Annotated in this window: 20 protein-coding genes; 9 read left to right on the forward strand and 11 right to left on the reverse strand. The window is 64.7% G+C overall.

Annotated elements, in window-relative coordinates; genetic code table 11:
* The first annotated feature begins 1 nt into the window (after position 1).
* Positions 2-1,408 (forward strand): dihydrolipoyl dehydrogenase, encoded by a 1,407-nt coding sequence (gene lpdA / locus P9228_RS01035; RefSeq protein ID WP_278051840.1) that lies wholly within the window; start codon positions 2-4, stop codon positions 1,406-1,408.
* A 545-nt stretch (positions 1,409-1,953) separates the two neighbouring features.
* Here the strand turns inward: lpdA and P9228_RS01040 are convergent.
* Positions 1,954-3,018, reverse strand: coding sequence for a TraB/GumN family protein (locus P9228_RS01040; protein WP_278051842.1), 1,065 nt, complete (start codon positions 3,016-3,018; stop codon positions 1,954-1,956).
* A 258-nt stretch (positions 3,019-3,276) separates the two neighbouring features.
* Between P9228_RS01040 and P9228_RS01045 the strand changes: the two genes are divergently transcribed.
* From P9228_RS01045 to rpsP, 5 genes are all read left to right on the forward strand, one after another.
* Positions 3,277-4,218 (forward strand): CPBP family intramembrane glutamic endopeptidase, encoded by a 942-nt coding sequence (locus P9228_RS01045; protein ID WP_278051844.1) that lies wholly within the window; start codon positions 3,277-3,279, stop codon positions 4,216-4,218.
* A 67-nt stretch (positions 4,219-4,285) separates the two neighbouring features.
* Positions 4,286-5,227, forward strand: a complete 942-nt coding sequence (locus P9228_RS01050) for a glycosyltransferase (RefSeq protein WP_278051846.1) — start codon at positions 4,286-4,288, stop codon at positions 5,225-5,227.
* Positions 5,228-5,612: 385 nt separating this feature from the next.
* Positions 5,613-7,202 carry a signal recognition particle protein gene (ffh, locus tag P9228_RS01055; RefSeq protein ID WP_127243210.1) on the forward strand — a complete coding sequence of 530 codons (1,590 nt, stop codon included), beginning with the start codon at positions 5,613-5,615 and terminating at the stop codon, positions 7,200-7,202.
* An 8-nt stretch (positions 7,203-7,210) separates the two neighbouring features.
* On the forward strand, positions 7,211-7,537 hold the full coding sequence (locus P9228_RS01060) for a chorismate mutase (RefSeq protein ID WP_066991680.1): 327 nt from the start codon (positions 7,211-7,213) through the stop codon (positions 7,535-7,537).
* 107 nt (positions 7,538-7,644) lie between these two features.
* Positions 7,645-8,046 (forward strand): 30S ribosomal protein S16, encoded by a 402-nt coding sequence (gene rpsP, locus P9228_RS01065; RefSeq protein WP_066991677.1) that lies wholly within the window; start codon positions 7,645-7,647, stop codon positions 8,044-8,046.
* A gap of 76 nt (positions 8,047-8,122) precedes the next feature.
* Here rpsP and P9228_RS01070 read toward each other — a convergent pair whose 3' ends face one another.
* Together P9228_RS01070 and P9228_RS01075 are read right to left on the reverse strand one after the other, a co-directional pair.
* Positions 8,123-8,386 carry a YMGG-like glycine zipper-containing protein gene (locus P9228_RS01070; protein WP_066991674.1) on the reverse strand — a complete coding sequence of 88 codons (264 nt, stop codon included), beginning with the start codon at positions 8,384-8,386 and terminating at the stop codon, positions 8,123-8,125.
* A 235-nt stretch (positions 8,387-8,621) separates the two neighbouring features.
* Complete coding sequence (locus P9228_RS01075; protein WP_127240950.1) at positions 8,622-9,032, reverse strand: DoxX family protein; 411 nt, start codon at positions 9,030-9,032, stop codon at positions 8,622-8,624.
* Positions 9,033-9,173: 141 nt separating this feature from the next.
* Between P9228_RS01075 and P9228_RS01080 the strand changes: the two genes are divergently transcribed.
* Positions 9,174-9,581, forward strand: a complete 408-nt coding sequence (locus P9228_RS01080; RefSeq protein ID WP_278051857.1) for an ACT domain-containing protein — start codon at positions 9,174-9,176, stop codon at positions 9,579-9,581.
* A gap of 250 nt (positions 9,582-9,831) precedes the next feature.
* Here P9228_RS01080 and P9228_RS01085 read toward each other — a convergent pair whose 3' ends face one another.
* Both P9228_RS01085 and P9228_RS01090 read right to left on the reverse strand, forming a co-directional pair.
* A complete protein-coding gene (locus P9228_RS01085) occupies positions 9,832-10,866 on the reverse strand; it encodes an aspartate-semialdehyde dehydrogenase (RefSeq protein ID WP_278051859.1) in 1,035 nt (344 codons plus the stop codon).
* 285 nt (positions 10,867-11,151) lie between these two features.
* A complete protein-coding gene (locus P9228_RS01090; protein WP_278051861.1) occupies positions 11,152-12,561 on the reverse strand; it encodes a glycosyltransferase in 1,410 nt (469 codons plus the stop codon).
* A gap of 147 nt (positions 12,562-12,708) precedes the next feature.
* Here P9228_RS01090 and P9228_RS01095 point away from each other — a divergent pair, with 147 nt between their 5' ends.
* Positions 12,709-13,416 (forward strand): DUF805 domain-containing protein, encoded by a 708-nt coding sequence (locus P9228_RS01095; RefSeq protein ID WP_278051863.1) that lies wholly within the window; start codon positions 12,709-12,711, stop codon positions 13,414-13,416.
* Here the strand turns inward: P9228_RS01095 and P9228_RS01100 are convergent.
* The 6 genes from P9228_RS01100 to leuD all read right to left on the reverse strand — a co-directional run bounded on the left by P9228_RS01100 (position 13,406) and on the right by leuD (position 17,689).
* Positions 13,406-13,903, reverse strand: coding sequence for a GNAT family N-acetyltransferase (locus P9228_RS01100; RefSeq protein ID WP_278051865.1), 498 nt, complete (start codon positions 13,901-13,903; stop codon positions 13,406-13,408). The genes P9228_RS01095 and P9228_RS01100 overlap by 11 nt on opposite strands.
* Before the next feature lie 5 nt (positions 13,904-13,908).
* On the reverse strand, positions 13,909-15,012 hold the full coding sequence (gene leuB, locus P9228_RS01105; protein WP_278051866.1) for a 3-isopropylmalate dehydrogenase: 1,104 nt from the start codon (positions 15,010-15,012) through the stop codon (positions 13,909-13,911).
* A gap of 139 nt (positions 15,013-15,151) precedes the next feature.
* A complete protein-coding gene (locus tag P9228_RS01110; protein WP_066991913.1) occupies positions 15,152-15,505 on the reverse strand; it encodes a VOC family protein in 354 nt (117 codons plus the stop codon).
* Positions 15,506-15,567: 62 nt separating this feature from the next.
* Entirely contained in the window at positions 15,568-15,951 is a 384-nt protein-coding gene (locus P9228_RS01115; protein ID WP_067323608.1) for a RidA family protein, read from the reverse strand.
* Between the two features lie 126 nt (positions 15,952-16,077).
* Positions 16,078-17,010 (reverse strand): hypothetical protein, encoded by a 933-nt coding sequence (locus P9228_RS01120; RefSeq protein WP_278051876.1) that lies wholly within the window; start codon positions 17,008-17,010, stop codon positions 16,078-16,080.
* A 73-nt stretch (positions 17,011-17,083) separates the two neighbouring features.
* Complete coding sequence (gene leuD / locus P9228_RS01125; protein ID WP_278051877.1) at positions 17,084-17,689, reverse strand: 3-isopropylmalate dehydratase small subunit; 606 nt, start codon at positions 17,687-17,689, stop codon at positions 17,084-17,086.
* Positions 17,690-17,868: 179 nt separating this feature from the next.
* Here leuD and P9228_RS01130 point away from each other — a divergent pair, with 179 nt between their 5' ends.
* Complete coding sequence (locus P9228_RS01130) at positions 17,869-18,294, forward strand: GNAT family N-acetyltransferase (protein ID WP_278051879.1); 426 nt, start codon at positions 17,869-17,871, stop codon at positions 18,292-18,294.
* Positions 18,295-18,308: the final 14 nt, after the last annotated feature.

An 18,308-nucleotide genomic window follows, 5' to 3' on the forward strand; every position in this document is an offset into this window, starting at 1 on the left:
CATGGCTTATGACGTCGTAATCATCGGATCGGGACCGGGCGGCTATGTCTGCGCCATCAAGGCGGCACAGCTCGGCCTGAAGACAGCGGTGGTCGAGAAGAACGCCACCTTCGGCGGCACCTGCCTCAATATCGGCTGCATCCCGTCGAAAGCCCTGCTCCACGCCTCCGAGATGTTCGCCGAAGCCGGTCATGCCTTCGATATGCTCGGCATCGAGGTCGGCGCGCCAAAACTCAATCTGAAGAAGATGCTGGCGCACAAGGATGCGACCGTGGCCTCCAACGTCAACGGCGTCGCTTTTCTCTTCAAGAAGAACAAGATCGACTCGTTCCGCGGCACCGGCAAGGTGATCGGCGCCGGCAAGGTGTCGGTCACCGGCGAGGGCGGCAAGGTCGAGGAGATCGAGACCAAGAACATCGTCATCGCCACCGGTTCCGACGTCGCCGGCATTCCGGGTGTCAAGGTCGACTTCGACGAGAAGGTGATCGTGTCCTCGACCGGCGCGCTGTCGCTGGCCAAGGTGCCGGGCAGTCTTGTGGTGGTCGGCGGCGGCGTCATCGGGCTCGAGCTCGGCTCGGTCTGGGCCAGGCTCGGCGCCAAGGTCACGGTTGTCGAGTTCCTCGACACCATCCTCGGCGGCATGGATGGCGAGGTCTCGAAGCAATTCCAGCGGCTGCTGTCCAAGCAGGGCTTCGAGTTCAAGCTCGGCGCCAAGGTCACCGGCGTCGCCAAATCCAAGAAGGGCGCCAGCGTGACGTTCGAGCCGGTCAAGGGCGGCGCGGCGGAAACGATCGAGGCCGATGTCGTGCTGGTCGCGACCGGACGCCGCCCCTATGCCGACAGCCTTGGATTGAAAGAAGCCGGCGTCGAGATGGACGAGCGCGGCCGGGTCAAGTCCGACGGGCATCTGAGGACCAACGTGCCCGGCATCTATGCCATCGGCGACGTCATTGCCGGGCCGATGCTGGCGCACAAGGCCGAGGACGAGGGCGTGGCGGTAGCCGAGACGATCGCCGGCCAGGCCGGTCATGTGAACTACGACGTTATCCCGAGCGTCGTCTACACCAGTCCCGAAATCGCCTCGGTCGGCAAGACCGAAGAGGAGCTGAAAAAGGCCGGCATCGACTACAAGGTCGGCAAGTTCCCTTTCAGCGCCAATAGCCGCGCGCGGGCCATGCTGCACACCGACGGCTTCGTGAAGATCCTCGCCGACAAGGCGAGCGACCGCGTGCTCGGCGTTCATATCGTCGGCTTCGGCGCCGGCGAGATGATCCACGAGGCAGCGGTGCTGATGGAGTTCGGCGGCTCCTCGGAAGACCTCGCCCGCACCTGCCATGCCCACCCGACCATGTCGGAGGCGGTCAAGGAAGCGGCGCTGGCCACGTTCTTCAAGCCGATCCATATTTAGGTGCTCGTCACGGCCGGCGCCGAACGCCCGAGGATGGCAAAGGTGTAGTTAAACAAAAACGGCCCCCCTTTCGGCGGGCCGTTCGTCGTGGAGCTATAGCCTGATCACGGAGACGGCGCAGGTGCCGGAGCCGGGGCAGGCGTCGGAGTGGGCGCGGGTGCCGGGGCTGGCGTCGGAGCTGGAGCAGGCGTTGCGGGCGCAGGTTCAGGCGTTGCAGGCGCCGGGGCCGGCGTCGTCGCGGCCGGCGGCTCGGAAGTCGCGGGGGCGTGCTCGCCACCGGTTCTGCCAAAAACATAATACGCAACAATGGCCAGGATAATGACAACTAGGGCGATCAGCCACCCGCTGCCGCCACCACCGCCCCTCGAGGGCGGCGTGCTCGACGGGGTGTAGGGGTCGTTAGGGTTCGCCATGAAACGTGTCCTCCTTGGAATGAAAGGCATCAAATAGCAGCCATCAACGCGCGGATCCCCTAATGGGTTTCACGCAGGCGGACGGAAAGCGCTGAAAAACCGGCATTTTCCGCTCCCCAGCCGCCAGACGACTCAGTTGACGGCGGTAACACTATACCCCGCTTTGCGGAAATCTTCGACCAGTCCGTCAGGGCCGGGCAGATGCAGCGCGCCGACCGCCATGAAGGCATTGCCCCTGGCCAGAATCGGCATGGCATGCGCGACCATGACCTTGTTGCGGCTGGTGATCATGGTCTGCTCAAAGGCGGCATAGCCGGCCTGGTCGTCCGCCGTGTCGGGCAGCACGGTGCGAAACAGCGGCCAGAACATGCCGACCTCGCCGCGTTGGTAGAGCACGATCATGGTTTCGTTGACGTCGTTCACCTTGTCGCCGAGCTTCAGCGTCTCGACCAACCCCTTCATGTGGTAGGCGAGCGGCAGCGAAGCCATGGCGCGCAGTTGGTCGACGGCGGTTTCCAACCCCTCGACGTCCTTGCCGGACGCTTTGGCGTCGGCGGCCAGCTTGACGTCCAGCACCGGCGCGCCGGCGCTCTGGCGCGCCACCTCGCAGGCCGGCAGCGCCACCATGGCCGACAGGATCCACGGCTTCATCTTGGCCACCGTCAGAGGCGGAATGCCGCGTGCATCGAGCCCCTTGTTCAGTACTGCCGCATCCTCGGGCGACAGCAGCGAGGACAGCGTCGTGTTGTCCGTGAACATCATCAGGCCAGGCTCGGCGGCCATGGCGGCCATCATCTTGGCCTTGTCGAGGGCGTCGGTGGTTTCGATGATGATGGTGTCGGCGCCTTCATAGGCTTTTTGGGCCGCGGCAGGCAGCGTGGTGACGCGCGCGTCCGTCATGTGCATGGTGCCGAAGAGATAGGACGGCTCCTCGCCTGGTTTCTCGAGCTTCCACAACAGCCCCCGGCCGTTTGGAACGGCGTCGGCTTCGGTCTCGACCTTCTTGAAGGCGGCGGGATCGCTCTTTGCAAGACCCGCCAGCAGGTCGCTGCCGCCGCAGGCGGGCGCTTCGGCATGCGCGCGGCCGGCCAGCAGCAGCACGAGCAGGAACGAAAGGAAAAACAGCAGGTTGAGCGCTGCGAGCAGCTTCAACGAGACGAGGGCCGCGCGGTCGGCGATGGCGATAACGCGTTTCATGGCAAGCTTCTTAAGGGCAAAAAGCGGCAAAACGGTTAATCGAGAGCCGAAATTGTTGTCGACCGGCTCGGATTCCCGGCGGCAGCGTTAGACGGGTGGCCCGGCGCCGATGGAAGGCCGTGGCTGATCTGCCGCCAGTTTCGATGATCCCCGCGGTCGAGCGGCCCAACTGGTTGCTGGATCTGACGGGAGAGATTGCGCCGAAAACGCCGATCCCCTAGATCATGCGACCGTAAAGCGCCCGGCAGGGGACCCCGTGTGATCATCGACAACGCCGCCTTCGAGCGCTACCGGCGCTCGCCGAACGAGAAAACCACCCTGCTCCGGTTCCTGCTCGGAACGGCGATCGTCGTTCTCTTCTGGCTCGCCGTGACGCTGGTCGTGCTCGTCGCCGGCACCGCCGCCTTCATCGTCTTGCGCCTCCCGGGCCCGGCGACCGGACAGCCGATCCAGGATTTCCTTGCCTCTCCCGCCGGCATCCTCACCGCGCTGGCGTCCTTTGCCGGCATCTGGATCGGTCTTTGGGCCGCGATGCGTTTCGTTCATGGCGAGCCGCTCTCGGCGCTGATCGGCCCAGACCGCCGCATCTCGCGCGGCGGGTTTCTCAAAGGCCTGGTCGCGGTTCTGACAACCTCCTTGTTCTCCGAGGTGCTGCTCTATTGGCTGCAGCCGGAGATCGTCCGCGGATCGATCGCGTTCTCGTCCTGGCTGCTCTTGCTTCTCGCGATCGTGCCGCTCGCCTTTCTGCAGACCTCATCGGAGGAGGCTCTGTTCCGTGGCTATCTGCTGCGTGGCCTCGCCAGCCGCTTTGGCAGCCCGCTGATCTGGGCCGCGCTGCCGGGGCTTCTGTTCACCGCGTTGCATTGGAGCCCGGCCTCGACGCTTGCCATCAATGCCAGCGTGCTGGTCTCGATCGCCGCCTTCGCGCTGCTGCTGACGCTGCTGGTCTATGTGACCGGCAATCTCGGCGCTGCATTCGGCGCCCATCTCGGCAACAATCTGATCGGCTTCCTGCTGATCTCGCACCAGCAGAGCTACAATTCCTTCGCCCTGTTCAACGCCAAGCCGCTGGAAGGCCCCGGCTGGACCAATTGGGACGCCGTTCTCATCGCCGCGATCGGCATCGTAAGCACGCTGCTGACGATGCTCCTGCTTCTGCATCGCCGCTCACCCCTGAAGGTCGGGCCGGACGAGCCATGATCCAAAAAAGCGGAAGCCGGTTTCTTGATCAAACCGTGGTCAACCAGAAAACCGACGGGCTCGCCTGATGCGCATCACGCTGGTGGCGGAACGCACCATTCCCTGCAAAGGCTATGGCGGCACTGAGCGGCAGGTCGACTGGCTGGCAACAGAGCTTTCGCGTCTCGGCCACAAGGTGGTCCTGATCGCCGGTCGCGGCTCGAGCCATCCGCTGTGCGAAGTGCGGCAGGCCTCTTCGGCCGCCGAATGCCGCGCTGCGATCCCGGCCGACACCGACATCGTGCATTTCAATGGCTGGTACATCGAGATTTCGCGGCCGGCGCTCTATACGATGCACGGCTTCGACCCGGAATTCACGCAAAACAGGCCAAACTGGAACTTCGTCAGCGCCAGCCATTCGCGCAACCACGGGCGGGAAACCTTCGTCCACAACGGCTTTCCGGTCGACGCCTATCGGCTGTCCGCCCGCAAGACGGACAGGCTTCTGTTTCTGGCCGGCATCGCCCGCGCCGGCAAGAACCTCAACCGGGCTGTCGATCTCGCCCGTGCGTTCGATTTCCACCTCGATATCGCCGGCGGCTCGCGCTGGCAGCTCCTGCAGCGCACCAAGGTTCGCCGCCAGGGTGTCTTCTTCAAGAGCCTCGGCCGCCGCTTCCGCTACCACGGCGTCGTCGACGGCGACGAGAAGCTGCGCCTGCTGGGAGAAGCCAGAGCTTTTCTCAACCCGATCGCCTGGGAAGAGCCGTTCGGCATGGCGCCGGTCGAAGCGATGCTCTGCGGCACGCCGGTGTTGACGACACGGCGCGGCGCGCTGCCCGAAATCGTCGACGGCGCCACCGGTCGCCTCTTCGACACCGATGCCGAGTTCGCGCAGGCCTTGGCCGACATCGCCGGCTTGTCCCCTGAGCAGTGCCGTGCATCCGCCGCCGCGCGATTTCCCATCGCCAAGACGGCAAACGGCTATCTCGATCTCTATACGCGCATCCTGGACGGCGAAAAGCTGCCCTGAACCGCCTTTGGGCGCGGTGTCTTGCTCTTCAAAACGACCCCAGCCTTGACTCCGCCGCCGATTTCCTGTCTAGACGCGCACGAATTCCGCGACGAGACCCTCTCCGCGAAAGCCGACCAGGACGCCGAAGCCTCTTTGAGGCGAGAGCTGTAAACCGATCCTGGAGGCCAACACCCGGCAGCGCGATGCGCCCCCGGGTGCTTTTTGGCTTTGCGCTTTTGCTTGGCGACCCGGCGCGAACGCACTACCTCTCGGGTCGAATGAACCGAGATCGAAGGAAGCAAGATGTTTGAATCACTGCAGGAGCGCACAAGAGGCGTGGAGGGCCGCAGGCCCGACAGCGATCGGCATGAATCCAAGGCGCTCTCGCACGGCGGTCTGATCAATGTTTGAGTCCCTACAAGAGCGCCTTGGCTCCATCCTGAACGGCCTGACCGGCCGCGGTGCGCTGTCGGAGGCGGACGTCTCTGCGGCGTTGCGCGAGGTGCGCCGGGCACTGCTTGAGGCCGATGTGGCGCTCGAGGTGGTTCGCTCTTTCACCGACAAGGTGCGCGAGAAGGCGGTCGGCGCCGCGGTGCTGAAGTCGATCAAGCCCGGACAGATGGTCGTCAAGATCGTCCATGACGAGCTGGTCGATATGCTCGGTGCCGAGGGCGTCGCTATCGACCTCAACGCGCCCGCGCCCGTCGTCGTCATGATGGTCGGCCTGCAGGGTTCCGGCAAGACGACGACCTCGGCCAAAATCGCCAAGCGCCTTACCGAGCGTCAGAACAAGAAAATTCTGATGGCCTCGCTCGACACGCGGCGTCCGGCCGCGCAGGAGCAGCTGCTCCAGCTCGGCGAGCAGACCAAGGTCGCCACGCTGCCGATCATCGCCGGCCAAAGCCCGGTCGATATCGCCAAGCGCGCCGTGCAGGCGGCAAAGCTCGGCGGCCACGACGTCGTCATCCTCGACACCGCCGGCCGCACCCATATCGACGAGCCGCTGATGGTCGAGATGGCCGACATCAAGAAGGTGTCGTCGCCGCACGAAATCCTGCTGGTCGCCGACTCGCTGACCGGCCAGGACGCCGTCAACCTAGCGAAAAGCTTCGACGAGCGCGTCGGCATCACCGGCCTGGTGCTGACCCGCATGGACGGCGACGGCCGCGGCGGCGCCGCGCTTTCGATGCGCGCCGTCACCGGCAAGCCGATCAAGCTGATCGGCACCGGCGAAAAGATGGACGGGCTGGAGGAATTCCACCCCAAGCGCATCGCCGACCGCATCCTCGGCATGGGCGACATCGTCTCGCTGGTCGAGAAGGCCGCCGAGACCATCGACGCCGAGCAGGCGGCGGCGATGGCCAAGAAGATGCAGTCGGGCAAGTTCGACCTGAACGACCTTGCCGCGCAGCTTCAGCAGATGTCGAAAATGGGCGGCATGGGCGGCATCATGGGCATGATGCCCGGCATGGGCAAGATGAAGGACCAGCTCGCCGCGGCCGGCTTCGACGACAAGATGTTCCGCCGGCAGCTCGCCATCATCTCCTCGATGACCAAGGCCGAGCGCGCCAACCCCGATATCTTGAAGCACTCGCGCAAGAAGCGCATCGCCGCCGGCTCCGGCACCGACGCGGCCGAGATCAACAAGCTCTTGAAGATGCATCGCGGCATGGCCGACATGATGAAGGCGATGGGCGGCAAGGGCAAAGGCGGCGGCATGATGCGCGGCATGATGGGCGGCCTTGCCTCGAAGATGGGCCTTGGCGGCATGATGCCCGGCGGCGGCATGGCCGACCTTTCCAAGATGGACCCGAAGCAGCTGGAGGCCTTGCAGAAGCAGGCCCAGGCTGCCGGTCTCGGCAAAGGCCTGCCGGGCGGGCTGCCCGGCGGACTTCCCGGCGGCGGGTTGCCGGGCCTGCCCGGCGGCATGAAACTGCCGGGCCTTCCCGGTCTCGGCGGCGGCGGGCTGCCTGGCCTTGGCAAGAAGAAGTGAGGGGGGCGATGAACGAGGAGAAGGATATGGCCGAGGCACGCGCCGTTCTGGCGGGCTACCGCGCTTCGATCGACAACATCGACGCCGCCCTCATTCATATGCTGGCCGAGCGCTTCCGCTGCACCAAGGCGGTCGGCGTGCTGAAGGCCGAGCATGGCCTGCCGCCAGCCGACCCGGCGCGCGAGCAGCAGCAGATCGCCCGCCTGCGCCAACTGGCGAAGGATGCGCATCTCGATCCGGATTTTGCGGAGAAATTTCTGAACTTCGTCATCCGCGAAGTCATCCGGCATCACGAACAGATCGCCGCTAACAACGGCGTGACGAAAACCGGCTGAAGCTGGTGTATGTCGCCCAAACTGCGCAGCGGTCTTGGGATTACGACTTGCACAAGGCCAAAGCCGCAACCCAATCAACGAACTCAGAGCTTGTTAGGAGATAAAGAATGGCACTGAAGATCAGACTGGCCCGTGCGGGCTCGAAGAAGCGTCCCTATTACCACGTCGTCGTCGCCGACGCCCGTTCGCCGCGCGACGGCCGTTTCATCGAGGCGCTCGGGTCGTGGAACCCGCTGCTGCCGAAGGACGGCGAACGCGTGAAGGTCGATGCCGACCGCGTCAAGCACTGGCTCTCGCACGGCGCCCAGCCGACCGACCGCGTGCTGCGCTTCCTGGACGAGGCCGGCATCGCCAAGCGTCCGGCCCGCTCCAACCCGAACAAGGCCCTGCCCGGCAAGAAGGCGCAGGAGCGCGCAGCCCTGCTGAAGAAGGCCCAGGAAGACGCCGCCGCTGCCGTTGCGGCCGCGTCCGCAGCACCCGCCGAGGCGGAAGCCGCGACCGCCGAGTAATCTCGGCCTCGGTCAAAACAGGTCAAAAGAACGGCGGGCCAACCCCGCCGTTCTTTTGGTCAGGCCCGTCGATATCTCAATATCCCGACGGGCAACGAGCAATATAAACGCGCCCGTAGCGGTCCCGATAACGGCACTTGCCGCTTTCGCTGGCACGGCCGATCAACGCGCCTGCCACGGCGCCGACAGCGCCACCGACCACTGCGCCCTCGACCGGGTCATTGGCGACGGCCGCTCCGACCGCAGCACCGCCCAAGCCGCCGATCGCCGCTCCTTTTTCCGTCTGCGAACAGGCGCCCAGCGCCACCGTCAGCACCAGAATGGTAATCGCTTTCTTCATTTCAGTTCCTCTCTCACGGGATCGCCGTCCTCGCCGCCAAGCTTTAACTCGCAAACGGCTAATTTGATCCCGAAGCGAACGAATATTGCTGTTTCGAAGGCAGGCGCGGGTTGCGCCAACCGGCCTCGACAGCATTGAGAGTGCTCACGAATTAGCGTTCGGTAACGCAGCTTGGCAACCCGGCTTCGAAGCCTTGCGGTCGCCGCAGCCGGTGGAATCACCAGAACGAACCGGCTCAGCGGCTGAACGGGATCAGCGCGCGCACTCTGGGGTCGCGCAGATAGAGCCCGCCCCACAGGACAACAGCGAGATAGACGCCGAACAGCGTGTGCGAAAGCAGCGGGTTGCCGATGCGCACATGCGTGGAAATCGCGCCGCCCATATAGGCGGTGAGCAGGATGGCGCCGAGGACGGACGTGCGCGGCAGCGCATAAAGCACAGTCGAGATCAGACCGACGATGCCGAGCAGCCGCGCGATGTTGGGGTCATCCGGCCAGCCGAGCTGTGTCATCGTCTCGGTGACGATCTGCAGCGGCGGCAGCTTGATGACGCCGTCGAAGATCATGAAAAGGATGACAATGGCGCTAAGCACGCGCCCGGTCCACAAGGCGCCATTTGAGACAGGAGCGGCTTCTGAAATGCTCATTGGTGTTCCCTCCTTGGCTGGAGCCTGGCTGTTTTGCCAGCTTCGAGCCAAGGACGGCGGGCAGGGCGGCGATCCGACAAGGGCCGGTGCGCTTTTTTCGAACGCATGATTGAGTGAGAATGCATGCCCGAAGGAGAGAGAATGACCGGCGAGACCAATCTCCAAAGACTACTGGCGTCGATGACGCCGAAACTGCTCCCCGATGTCCATGTTTTCGCGACGCTGGCGCCGGGTGTGGCCGTGCCGCACGGTCTTGACCCGGTCATGCAGTTTCGCGAGCGGGAAGGTCTGACGCTGATCGTGACGGAGGACCAAGCGAAGCTAGCCGGCCTCGCCGGCACGTTCCGCTGCCGGATGATCACGCTCGACATCCATTCGTCGCTCGACGCCGTCGGCTTTCTGGCCGCGATCACGACGCGGCTCGCCGCTGCCGGCATGGGCGTCAATCCGGTCTCGGCCTTTTATCACGACCATCTGTTCGTCCCGGCGGAGCGGGCGGAAGAGGCGCTCGGCCTCCTGCGGCAACTGGCTGCGGAGAGCAGTGGCTAGCGCCTCAGCACATGGAAGCAGCGGGCATCGCTCGTCACACCTGGATATTCCGGCGCCACCCTCATCCTCCTGCCGCGACCTTTCCCGTGAACGGGGAAAAGAGAGCTATCGGCGGAAGGGCGCCCGCGACGCGCGGCCCGTGAGCGAGAACCCAACGGCCGAAGGCCGAGCCCGCGACCGCGGGCCGCCGGTCGTCCGGCGCCCTCGCGGAGGGCCAGCCGCGAAGCGGCGGTGCGGCCCGTGAGCGGAACTAAGCCGCCTTCTTCTTCGGCTGGATCAGGCCCCGCTCCACCAACAGCTCGGCGATCTGGACGGCGTTGAGCGCCGCGCCCTTGCGCAGATTGTCGGAGACGACCCACATCGACAGGCCGTTATCGACGGTCGAATCCTCGCGGATGCGCGAGATGAAGGTGGCGTCCTCGCCGGCCGACTCGAGCGGCGTGATGTAGCCGCCATTCTCGCGTTCGTCCAAGACCTGGCAGCCGGGAGCCTCGCGCAGGATCTCGCGCGCCTCGTCGGCGGTGATCGGCTTCTCGAACTCGATGTTGACGGCTTCCGAGTGGCCGATGAACACCGGCACGCGCACGCAGGTCGCCGTCAGCTTGATCTTGGGATCGAGCATCTTCTTGGTCTCGGCGACCATCTTCCACTCTTCCTTGGTGAAGCCGTCGTCGAGGAAGACGTCGATATGCGGGATGACGTTGAAGGCGATGCGCTTGGTGAACTTCTTGACGTCGACCTGGTCGGCGACGAAGACCGCGCGGGTCTGCGTGAACAGCTCGTCCATGCCTTCCTTGCCGGCGCCGGAGACCGACTGGTAGGTGGCGACGACGACGCGCTTGATGGTGGCGACATCGTGCAGCGGCTTCAGCGCCACGACGAGCTGCGCCGTCGAGCAGTTCGGATTGGCGATGATGTTCTTGCGCGAGAAGAGTTCGACCGCGTCCGGATTCACTTCCGGCACGATCAGCGGCACGTCAGGGTCGTAGCGGAAGGCCGACGAATTATCGATGACGACGCAGCCCTGCTTGCCGATCTTGGGCGACCACTCCTTGGAGACGTTGCCGCCGACCGACATGACGCAGATGTCGGTGTCGGAAAAATCGTAGGTGTCGAGCGCCTTGACCTTCAGCGTGCGGTCGCCGAAGGACACTTCGGTGCCCTGGCTGCGGCGCGAGGCCAATGCCACCACTTCGCTCGCCGGGAAGCCGCGCTCGTCCAGAATGTTGAGCATTTCGCGGCCCACATTGCCCGTGGCGCCGACTACCGCAACCTTGAAACTCATCGAAATCTCCTGTCCCTCTCCGCTTGGTTGTTGGAGAAAACCCGCCGGCCTCATGCGGGTTCTGTCCCCCGGGCCGAACCCGGGAGAGGGTGGTTAGGCCAAGGGAATCACACCGTTTTGGTGGTGGTTTTGGCCGTAGTTTTGCGAGAACGGACGGACGCGTCGAAACGCCCGGCCCAATGCTGTGCATCGTGGCTGGGGGCATCGAATGCCAGAAGAGCCAAATGGCCGCGCATTGAAGACGATCCCGTTCGCTGCCGGCTTTTACGCGCTTTGCGTAAAGAGTCAATTGGCGCAGGCTGCTGCCGCCTTGAGCCCGGCCTTTATCGCCGCCCAGCTTTCGGCAGGCGATGTCGGCCTGTGCTCTTCGGCGATACGGCCGGCCAGCAAATCGCGCCAGGCAGCGTCGTCTGTCATCCGTCGGATTGCGCGATACCAGCCGATCTGATCGGTCGAACCGACCGCGGGCATCAGGCCGCCGGTCGCTTCGATCAGCGACGGCGTGGTCGAGACGATGACCGGGACTCCGAAATCCAGACACTCCGAAGCTGCATAGCCCCAGCCCTCGATATGCGAGGGGAAAACGCCGAAGGTGGCACTTCGATAATAGCCGATAAGCTCCTCGTCGCTGACCGGACCCGCGAAGATGATCTTTTCTTTCAGCCCCGGATGAGCCTTGAGATAGGCGCTGAGCTCCTCGACCATCCAGCCCCAGCGGCCGACGCAGACGAGCTTCGGCAACCAAACGGCTTCGTCGAGCGCCTGCTGCCAGATGCGGGCGAGCATGATGTGGTTCTTCCGGATCTCGACGGTCGAGCAATAAAGGATGTAGGGCTCGCCAGCCTCGAGCCGCGACGTCATTCTCAGCCGCGCGGCCTTCTCATGCAGCAGCGAGGGCATCGGGAAGCGATGGACGACCGGCAGATCTATGCCGGCCTTGCGCATGTGATCGCCAAGCATCGTCGCCGCGGTGTCGGAGGTGCAGAAGGCCGCCGCGCCGGACCGCACCAGCCGTTCGAGATTGGGCCCGAAGGCGGCTTGCCATCTGTTCTTGGCGACAAGGTCGGGCCGCATGGTCGGGATCATGTCGTGGCAAAGAAAGGCTATGTTGTCGGGGCCGGCGCAAACCGCCGCTACCTTTTCGCCGACCAGCAGTTGGTTGCTGATCAGCACCGTTCGAGGCCCGACATCCTTCGTCGGCTGCGCCGCATCGCCCCGAAGCAAACCGGCCCAGAGACGGGCTCGCCTAGAGAAGCGATAGGCCCGCAGCAACAGCTTCGACACCGTGAAGGTGAAGCCGGGACGGCCGTTCGTCACCATTCCCGCAAGCTGGCGATCGGCTTCACTCTTGGCCATTGGATGGCGCCGCACCGCTTCGAACCCCTGCCGCAGCGCGGCAGTGGCTTGCAGTCGTGGCCGCTGCCGGAACGGCGCGATCTCGCTGACGCCCAACTGCTCGACTTCGAATTTTTCGAGCGGCCGGAAACGATGGCTGGAGAAATCGAGCGTCACCACCTCGACATCCGGGTCGGGATCGGCGAGCGCTGCCCTGACCATGAAGTCTTCCAGCCGCTGGATGCCGGCCAGCGCGCCGCGCCAGGCGAGCAGGCCGGTGGCGTCGATGCAGATTTTCCGTCTTTGGCCGCGGGGAGCGTCGGCCGCTTCTGGCAGCAGTGTCGAGTCCTTCTGGGCCATTGCTTCGCGGTCTATTAGGCGACTTGCGGCTTCTATCCCGATTTGCCGCCTCTGCGATAGCCGGCTGAACGCCATCGCTCTTGCCCGCCGGCCGGCGCTCATGTCAAATCGAGCAAAGGGAAAGAATTCGACGCTCGGGGGGATCTGATGCGCGGCGAAGTTCTTCACTATGACGAGCACCAGGGCTTCGGCTTCATCAGCGGCGCCGACGGCAGGCGCTACAGTTTCGCGCGCGAGGAACTGCGTCGCGAGACAACGCTTGCCAGGGGAGCCCAGGTCGAGTTCCAGCCGAACGGCGAACGTGCCGGCAATGTTTTCTCGGTCCGCGGCCGGATGATCGATCCGGTTGACAACGCCGTTCCAGTTCCTGCCCGTCCGCTGCCGGGCAGCTCGCCTGCGGGGCAGCCGCATTTCGGCCGCAACGCCGAGGCCGGAACGGTGGAATCGACCGGCCTCTGGAGCTATTTCTGGCGTGGCGTGACGACGAACTACGTCAACTTCTCCGGCCGCTCCCGGCGCAAGGAGTTCTGGGGCTTTTGCCTGTTCTGGACGATCGGTCTAGTCGTCGCCATCGGCGTCGGCTTGTCCGCAGACCTGTCGCGCGGCGACCTCGAGGGCGGCGGCGATGAGCCGGTCGTCATGTTCGGCCTTCTCGGTCTTTACGTCCTGCTCACGTTCCTGCCGTGGGTCGCGCTCGTCGTGCGCCGCTTGCATGATCTCGGCCTGACCGGCTGGCTCGCCATCCTCTGCTTCGTGCCTTATGTCGGCTGGCTCGCCACCCTGGTCTTCGGCCTGATCCCGACCCAGGCCGGCGACAACAAGTGGGGGCCGGTGCCGACCGGAGTTAGATTCTGACGGCCGCCGTCCTTAGTGCCTCGCCCGACAGCCTGAGGAAGATCTTCTGGCCGTGGCGTTCGGCGCCGAGCCGCTCGTAGAAGCGCAGCGCACCCTCGTTCCAGTCCTCGGCGGTGAGGTCGATGCGGCCAATGCGCTTGTCGAGGCAATAGCCGGCGAGAAAGCCGATCAGCGCCTCACCCACTCCCGCGTTTCGTGCCTCTTGGCGTACGAACAGGTCTTTCAAGAACATCAGCCGGTCGAGATCAGTGCCCGGATGCGCGATCGCGACCGAGGCCAGGCCGGCCACCTCGCCACCGGCGAAGGCCAGCGCGAAATGCGGATAGGCCGGGCTTTCCTCGCCGAGCCACTGCTTTGCCGTGGCCGTCGCCCGGGCATGGTCGAGCGGTGACTGCCGATAATGCGCCGCCATTGCGCAAAGCACGGTGGCGAGCGCCTCGGCGTCTTCGGTCGTCGCCCAGCGGACGTCGACCGCCGCCTCTGCCATGGGGATCAGCCCAGGAACTTGGCGATGATGGCGTCGCCCATCTCGGTGGTGCCGACCTCGGTCATGCCCTCGGACATGATGTCCTTGGTGCGCAGGCCGTCGTCGAGCACGGCGGCGATCGCCGCTTCGAGCTTGTCGGCTTCCACCGTTATGCCGAAGGAATAGCGCAGGCACATGGCGAAGGAGGCGATCATGGCGATCGGATTGGCGACGCCCTTGCCGGCGATGTCGGGCGCCGAGCCGTGCACCGGCTCGTAGAGCGCCTTGCGCTTCTTGGTCTTGACGTCCGGCGCGCCGAGCGAGGCCGACGGCAGCATGCCGATCGAGCCGGTGAGCATGGCGGCGATGTCCGAGAGCATGTCGCCGAACAGATTGTCGGTGACGATGACGTCGAACTGTTTTGGCCAGCGCACCAGCTGCATGCCGCCGGCATCGGCCAGCATGTGGTCGAGCTTGACGTCGGCATATTTCGCCTGATGCGTCTGGGTGACCACCTCGTTCCACAGCACGCCCGACTTCATGACGTTGCGCTTTTCCATCGAGGTGACATGGTTCTTGCGCGTGCGTGCCAGCTCGAAAGCGACGCCGGAGATACGCTCGATCTCGAACGTGTCGTAGACCTGGGTGTCGATGCCGCGCTTCTGGCCGTTGCCGAGGTCGATGATCTGCTTCGGCTCGCCGAAATAGACGCCGCCGGTCAGCTCGCGCACGATCAATATGTCGAGGCCCTCGACCACCTCCTGCTTGAGCGAGGAGGAGGCGGCCAAAGCCGGATAGCAGATCGCCGGACGCAGGTTGGCGAACAGCTCCATGTCCTTGCGCAGGCGCAGCAGGCCGGCCTCGGGGCGCACCTCGTAGGGCACCTTGTCCCATTTCGGCCCGCCGACGGCGCCGAACAGCACGGCATCCGCAGCAACAGCCTTTTCCATGTCGGCATCGGAGATCGCCGCGCCATGCGCGTCGTAAGCGCATCCGCCGACCAGCCCCTCGTCGGTGGCAAACCCGCTGCCGAGCTTCGCGTTCATGGCCGCGATCAACTTCTTCACTTCGGCCATGGCCTCGGGGCCGATGCCGTCGCCGGCGAGCAGGAGGAGATTTTTCGAAGCCATGGAGAACCGTCCTGGGGAGAGAATTGAACCGCGGTCTTGCTAAACGCCGGGCGGGCTGCGCGCAAGGGGACGAGCCTCGAGTTCCTTCACACCCCCCTCTGCCCTGCCAGCATCTCGCAAGAGGCCGGTAGGCGCGCCATCACCGATGCGACAGGATATTCACCAGCCGCCCGAACGGATCGCGCACATAGAAGCGCCGCACGCCCCAGGGCTCGTCGGCCGGGCCGTATTCGACGGCAAAGCCAGCCTTGCGCATGCGGTCCAGCGCATCATCGACATCGTCGACCTCGATCGAGAGGTCCGGCACCGGCGTGCCCGACCCGCCTTGCGACATGAAGCTGATCTGGACGGCCATGGTCTGCTGGGAGCCGTACGTGGCAATCCAGCCCATATCCATGAGCTGATCGAGGCCAAGCACGCCCTGATAGAAGCGCTTTGCCGCCGCAATGTCGGGCGTTTCGATATTCGCGACGATGCGTCTGACCTTGACCATGGGCCGCTCCTCGCTCCACGCCGTCGTTGTGCCCAGCCGCTTCGCAGCCTGGGCGACAGGCATCAGACAGTGCGCCTGAGCGCCGTCACCTCGATCTCGATCTTCATCTCCGGCTTGTTGAGCTGGCAGACGATCATCGTCGCCGCCGGGCGGATGTCCCCGAACGCCTCGCCGAGTATCGGGAAGACCACGTCAACATAGGCCTGGTCGGTAATATAGTAATGCGCCCGCACCACATCGGCCATGTCGAAGCCGCCGTCGGCAAGGGCCTTGGCGATGGTGGCAAGACAATTGCGCGTCTGCGCCTCGACCGTGTCGGGCATCGTCATCGTGGCATAGTCGTAGCCGGTCGTTCCGGAGACGAAACACCAGTCGCCCTGCACCACCGCGCGCGAATAGCCGGCGGTTTTCTCGAAGGGGGAACCGGTGGAGATCAGCTTGCGCATGGGGCCTCGCAGGATTTGTTAGGTCATTCTGAAACGCATCCACAGCCCAGTCGTGAGCCAGACAACGCGATGCTGGCGGGACAGAGGGGAGGCGCGAAGGACGCAAGCTGGCAATTGACGCTCGGGCTAATTCCCCTGCGTGTCGTCATACGCCTTCTTGATATCCGCCGGCCAGTCCTTCACCGGCGGCCAGGCATTCGGCTCCCCATTGTCGCCGCGGCGGGCGAAATAGACCTTGTGCTTGACCGGGTCGACCGCCATGAAGCCGTCATTGCCGCCGCAGTCATGCGGCACGCAGCCGGTGGCATAGAAGGCGCCGGAAGCGGTCTTTTCGGTGCCGCCGCCGACCAGCAGGCTGGTCGCCATGTCGGGCATATCGTCGCCCAGCAGCGCCTGCGCCGCCTTGTAGACCGCTTCGTTATGGAACGCGTCGATGATGTTGTCGTATTTCGACGCATCGACGTCCTTCCAGTCGGTGCCGGGTTCCGGCGTGTAGGTCAGGTTTCCGGAGGTCGTCAGCCCCTCGGTCGGCGACCATTGCAAGGCCGGCTTGGTTGCTCCGGGCAGCAGGAAAGGCACAAAATAGATGGCGTCGTCGGAAACCGCGGCCGGCGGCGCGCCGCATTCGTCCTGCTCGACCGTCGTGGTCCGGATCTCGCCGTCCTTCGGTTTCCAGACGATGACCTTGGCCGGGCCGCACTGGTTGCCGCCGTCGCCGACATCGACCAGCGCCACGTTGACGTCGCCGATCTTGACGATCCTGTCGAAGGAGACGTCGTAATTGCTGGCCAGCTGCTTGCCGTCATAGGCGAGCATCTTCTCGCCGTCCTGCTCCGGCTGCGTGATGGTGAGCTGGCCGTCCTCGAACGGGATCGGCGCCTGTTTGTCGGTGTCGGCGGGAGCGGCGTCAGAAGTGCTCGATGCGCCTTGATCGGCCGCCCCTTGATCGGCGGCGGGCTGGTCGGAAGGCGCGGGCGCCTGCGGCGCCGCGGTCGCCCTGGACACCGCCAGAAGGATCGCCGCCAAGGCGCAGGCGCCGGCCAGAAGCGGGCGTGTCATGACTGTCCCTCCGTTCAGCCACACGAACCCGGCCGCTTGCGGCCGGGCTATCTATCACAAGTGCCTCAGCCGTTCAGGCCCAGGGGCGCAGCTCGGCGTTCTTCTTCTCGAAGGACGCGATGGCGCCGGCCTTCTCCATGGTCAGCCCGATATCGTCGAGGCCGTTCAAGAGGCAGTGACGCTTGAAGTCGTCGAGATCGAACTTGACCACGCCGCCATCCGGGCCGCGGATCTCCTTGGCTTCGAGGTCGATCGACAGCGTGGCGTTGGAACCGCGCGAGGCGTCGTCCATCAGCTTGTCGAGGTCTTCCGGGCTGACCGTGATCGGCAGGATGCCGTTCTTGAAGCAGTTGTTGTAGAAAATATCGGCGAACGACGTCGAGATGACGCAGCGAATGCCGAAATCGAGCAGCGCCCAGGGCGCGTGCTCGCGGCTCGAGCCGCAGCCGAAATTGTCGCCGGCGACCAGGATCTGCGCCTTGCGATAGGCCGGCTTGTTGAGCACGAAATCCGCGTTCTCCGAGCCGTCGTCCTTGTAGCGCATCTCGGCGAACAGGCCGGTGCCAAGCCCGGTGCGCTTGATCGTCTTCAGATAATCCTTCGGGATGATCATGTCGGTATCGACGTTAACGATCGGCATGGGCGCCGCGACGCCGGTGAGCTTGGTGAATTTGTCCATGGTCCTTACCCGTCTTCTCTCTGCGGGGAATTTTGCGCACGGCTTTACACAAAGCCGGCGGCAAATGAAAGGCAACTGTTCGTGCACTGCCCTTGGGCCAAAGGCGGGCAGGGTGGACGGAACTGGAACACCTCAAAAAACGGCTTCGAAATTCTGTGCGGCCGGTGCAGTCTGCGACCATGGCCCGTCCTTCCAAAGTCCTCTACGCCAGCGAGCCCGCCCTCAATGTCGCCGAATTCCGCCGCGTGCTGGTCGAATCCGGCCTCGGCGAAACGCGCCCGATCGATGACGAGGCGCGCCTGAAGACGATGCTCAGTAATGCCAACCTGGTGCTGACGGCGCGTCTCGACAGCGAGGGCAAGCCGCTTGTCGGCGTCGCGCGCGGGGTGACTGACTTCTCCTGGGTCTGCTATATCTCCGAGCTCGCCGTGTCCGCCTCGGCGCAAGGGCTCGGCATCGGCAAAGGCCTGATGGACGAGGCGCGCCGCCAGCTCGGCCCTTCGGTCGCCATCAGCCTGATCTCGATGCCCGATGCCGTCGGCTTCTACGAGCGCATCGGCATGACACGCATGACCGACGCCTTCTGGTTCTCCCGCAAGCGCTGACGCGCTGATGTCAA

The sequence above is a fragment of the Mesorhizobium sp. WSM4898 genome, from assembly GCF_029625845.1.
In the GTDB taxonomy this organism is placed as follows: domain Bacteria; phylum Pseudomonadota; class Alphaproteobacteria; order Rhizobiales; family Rhizobiaceae; genus Mesorhizobium.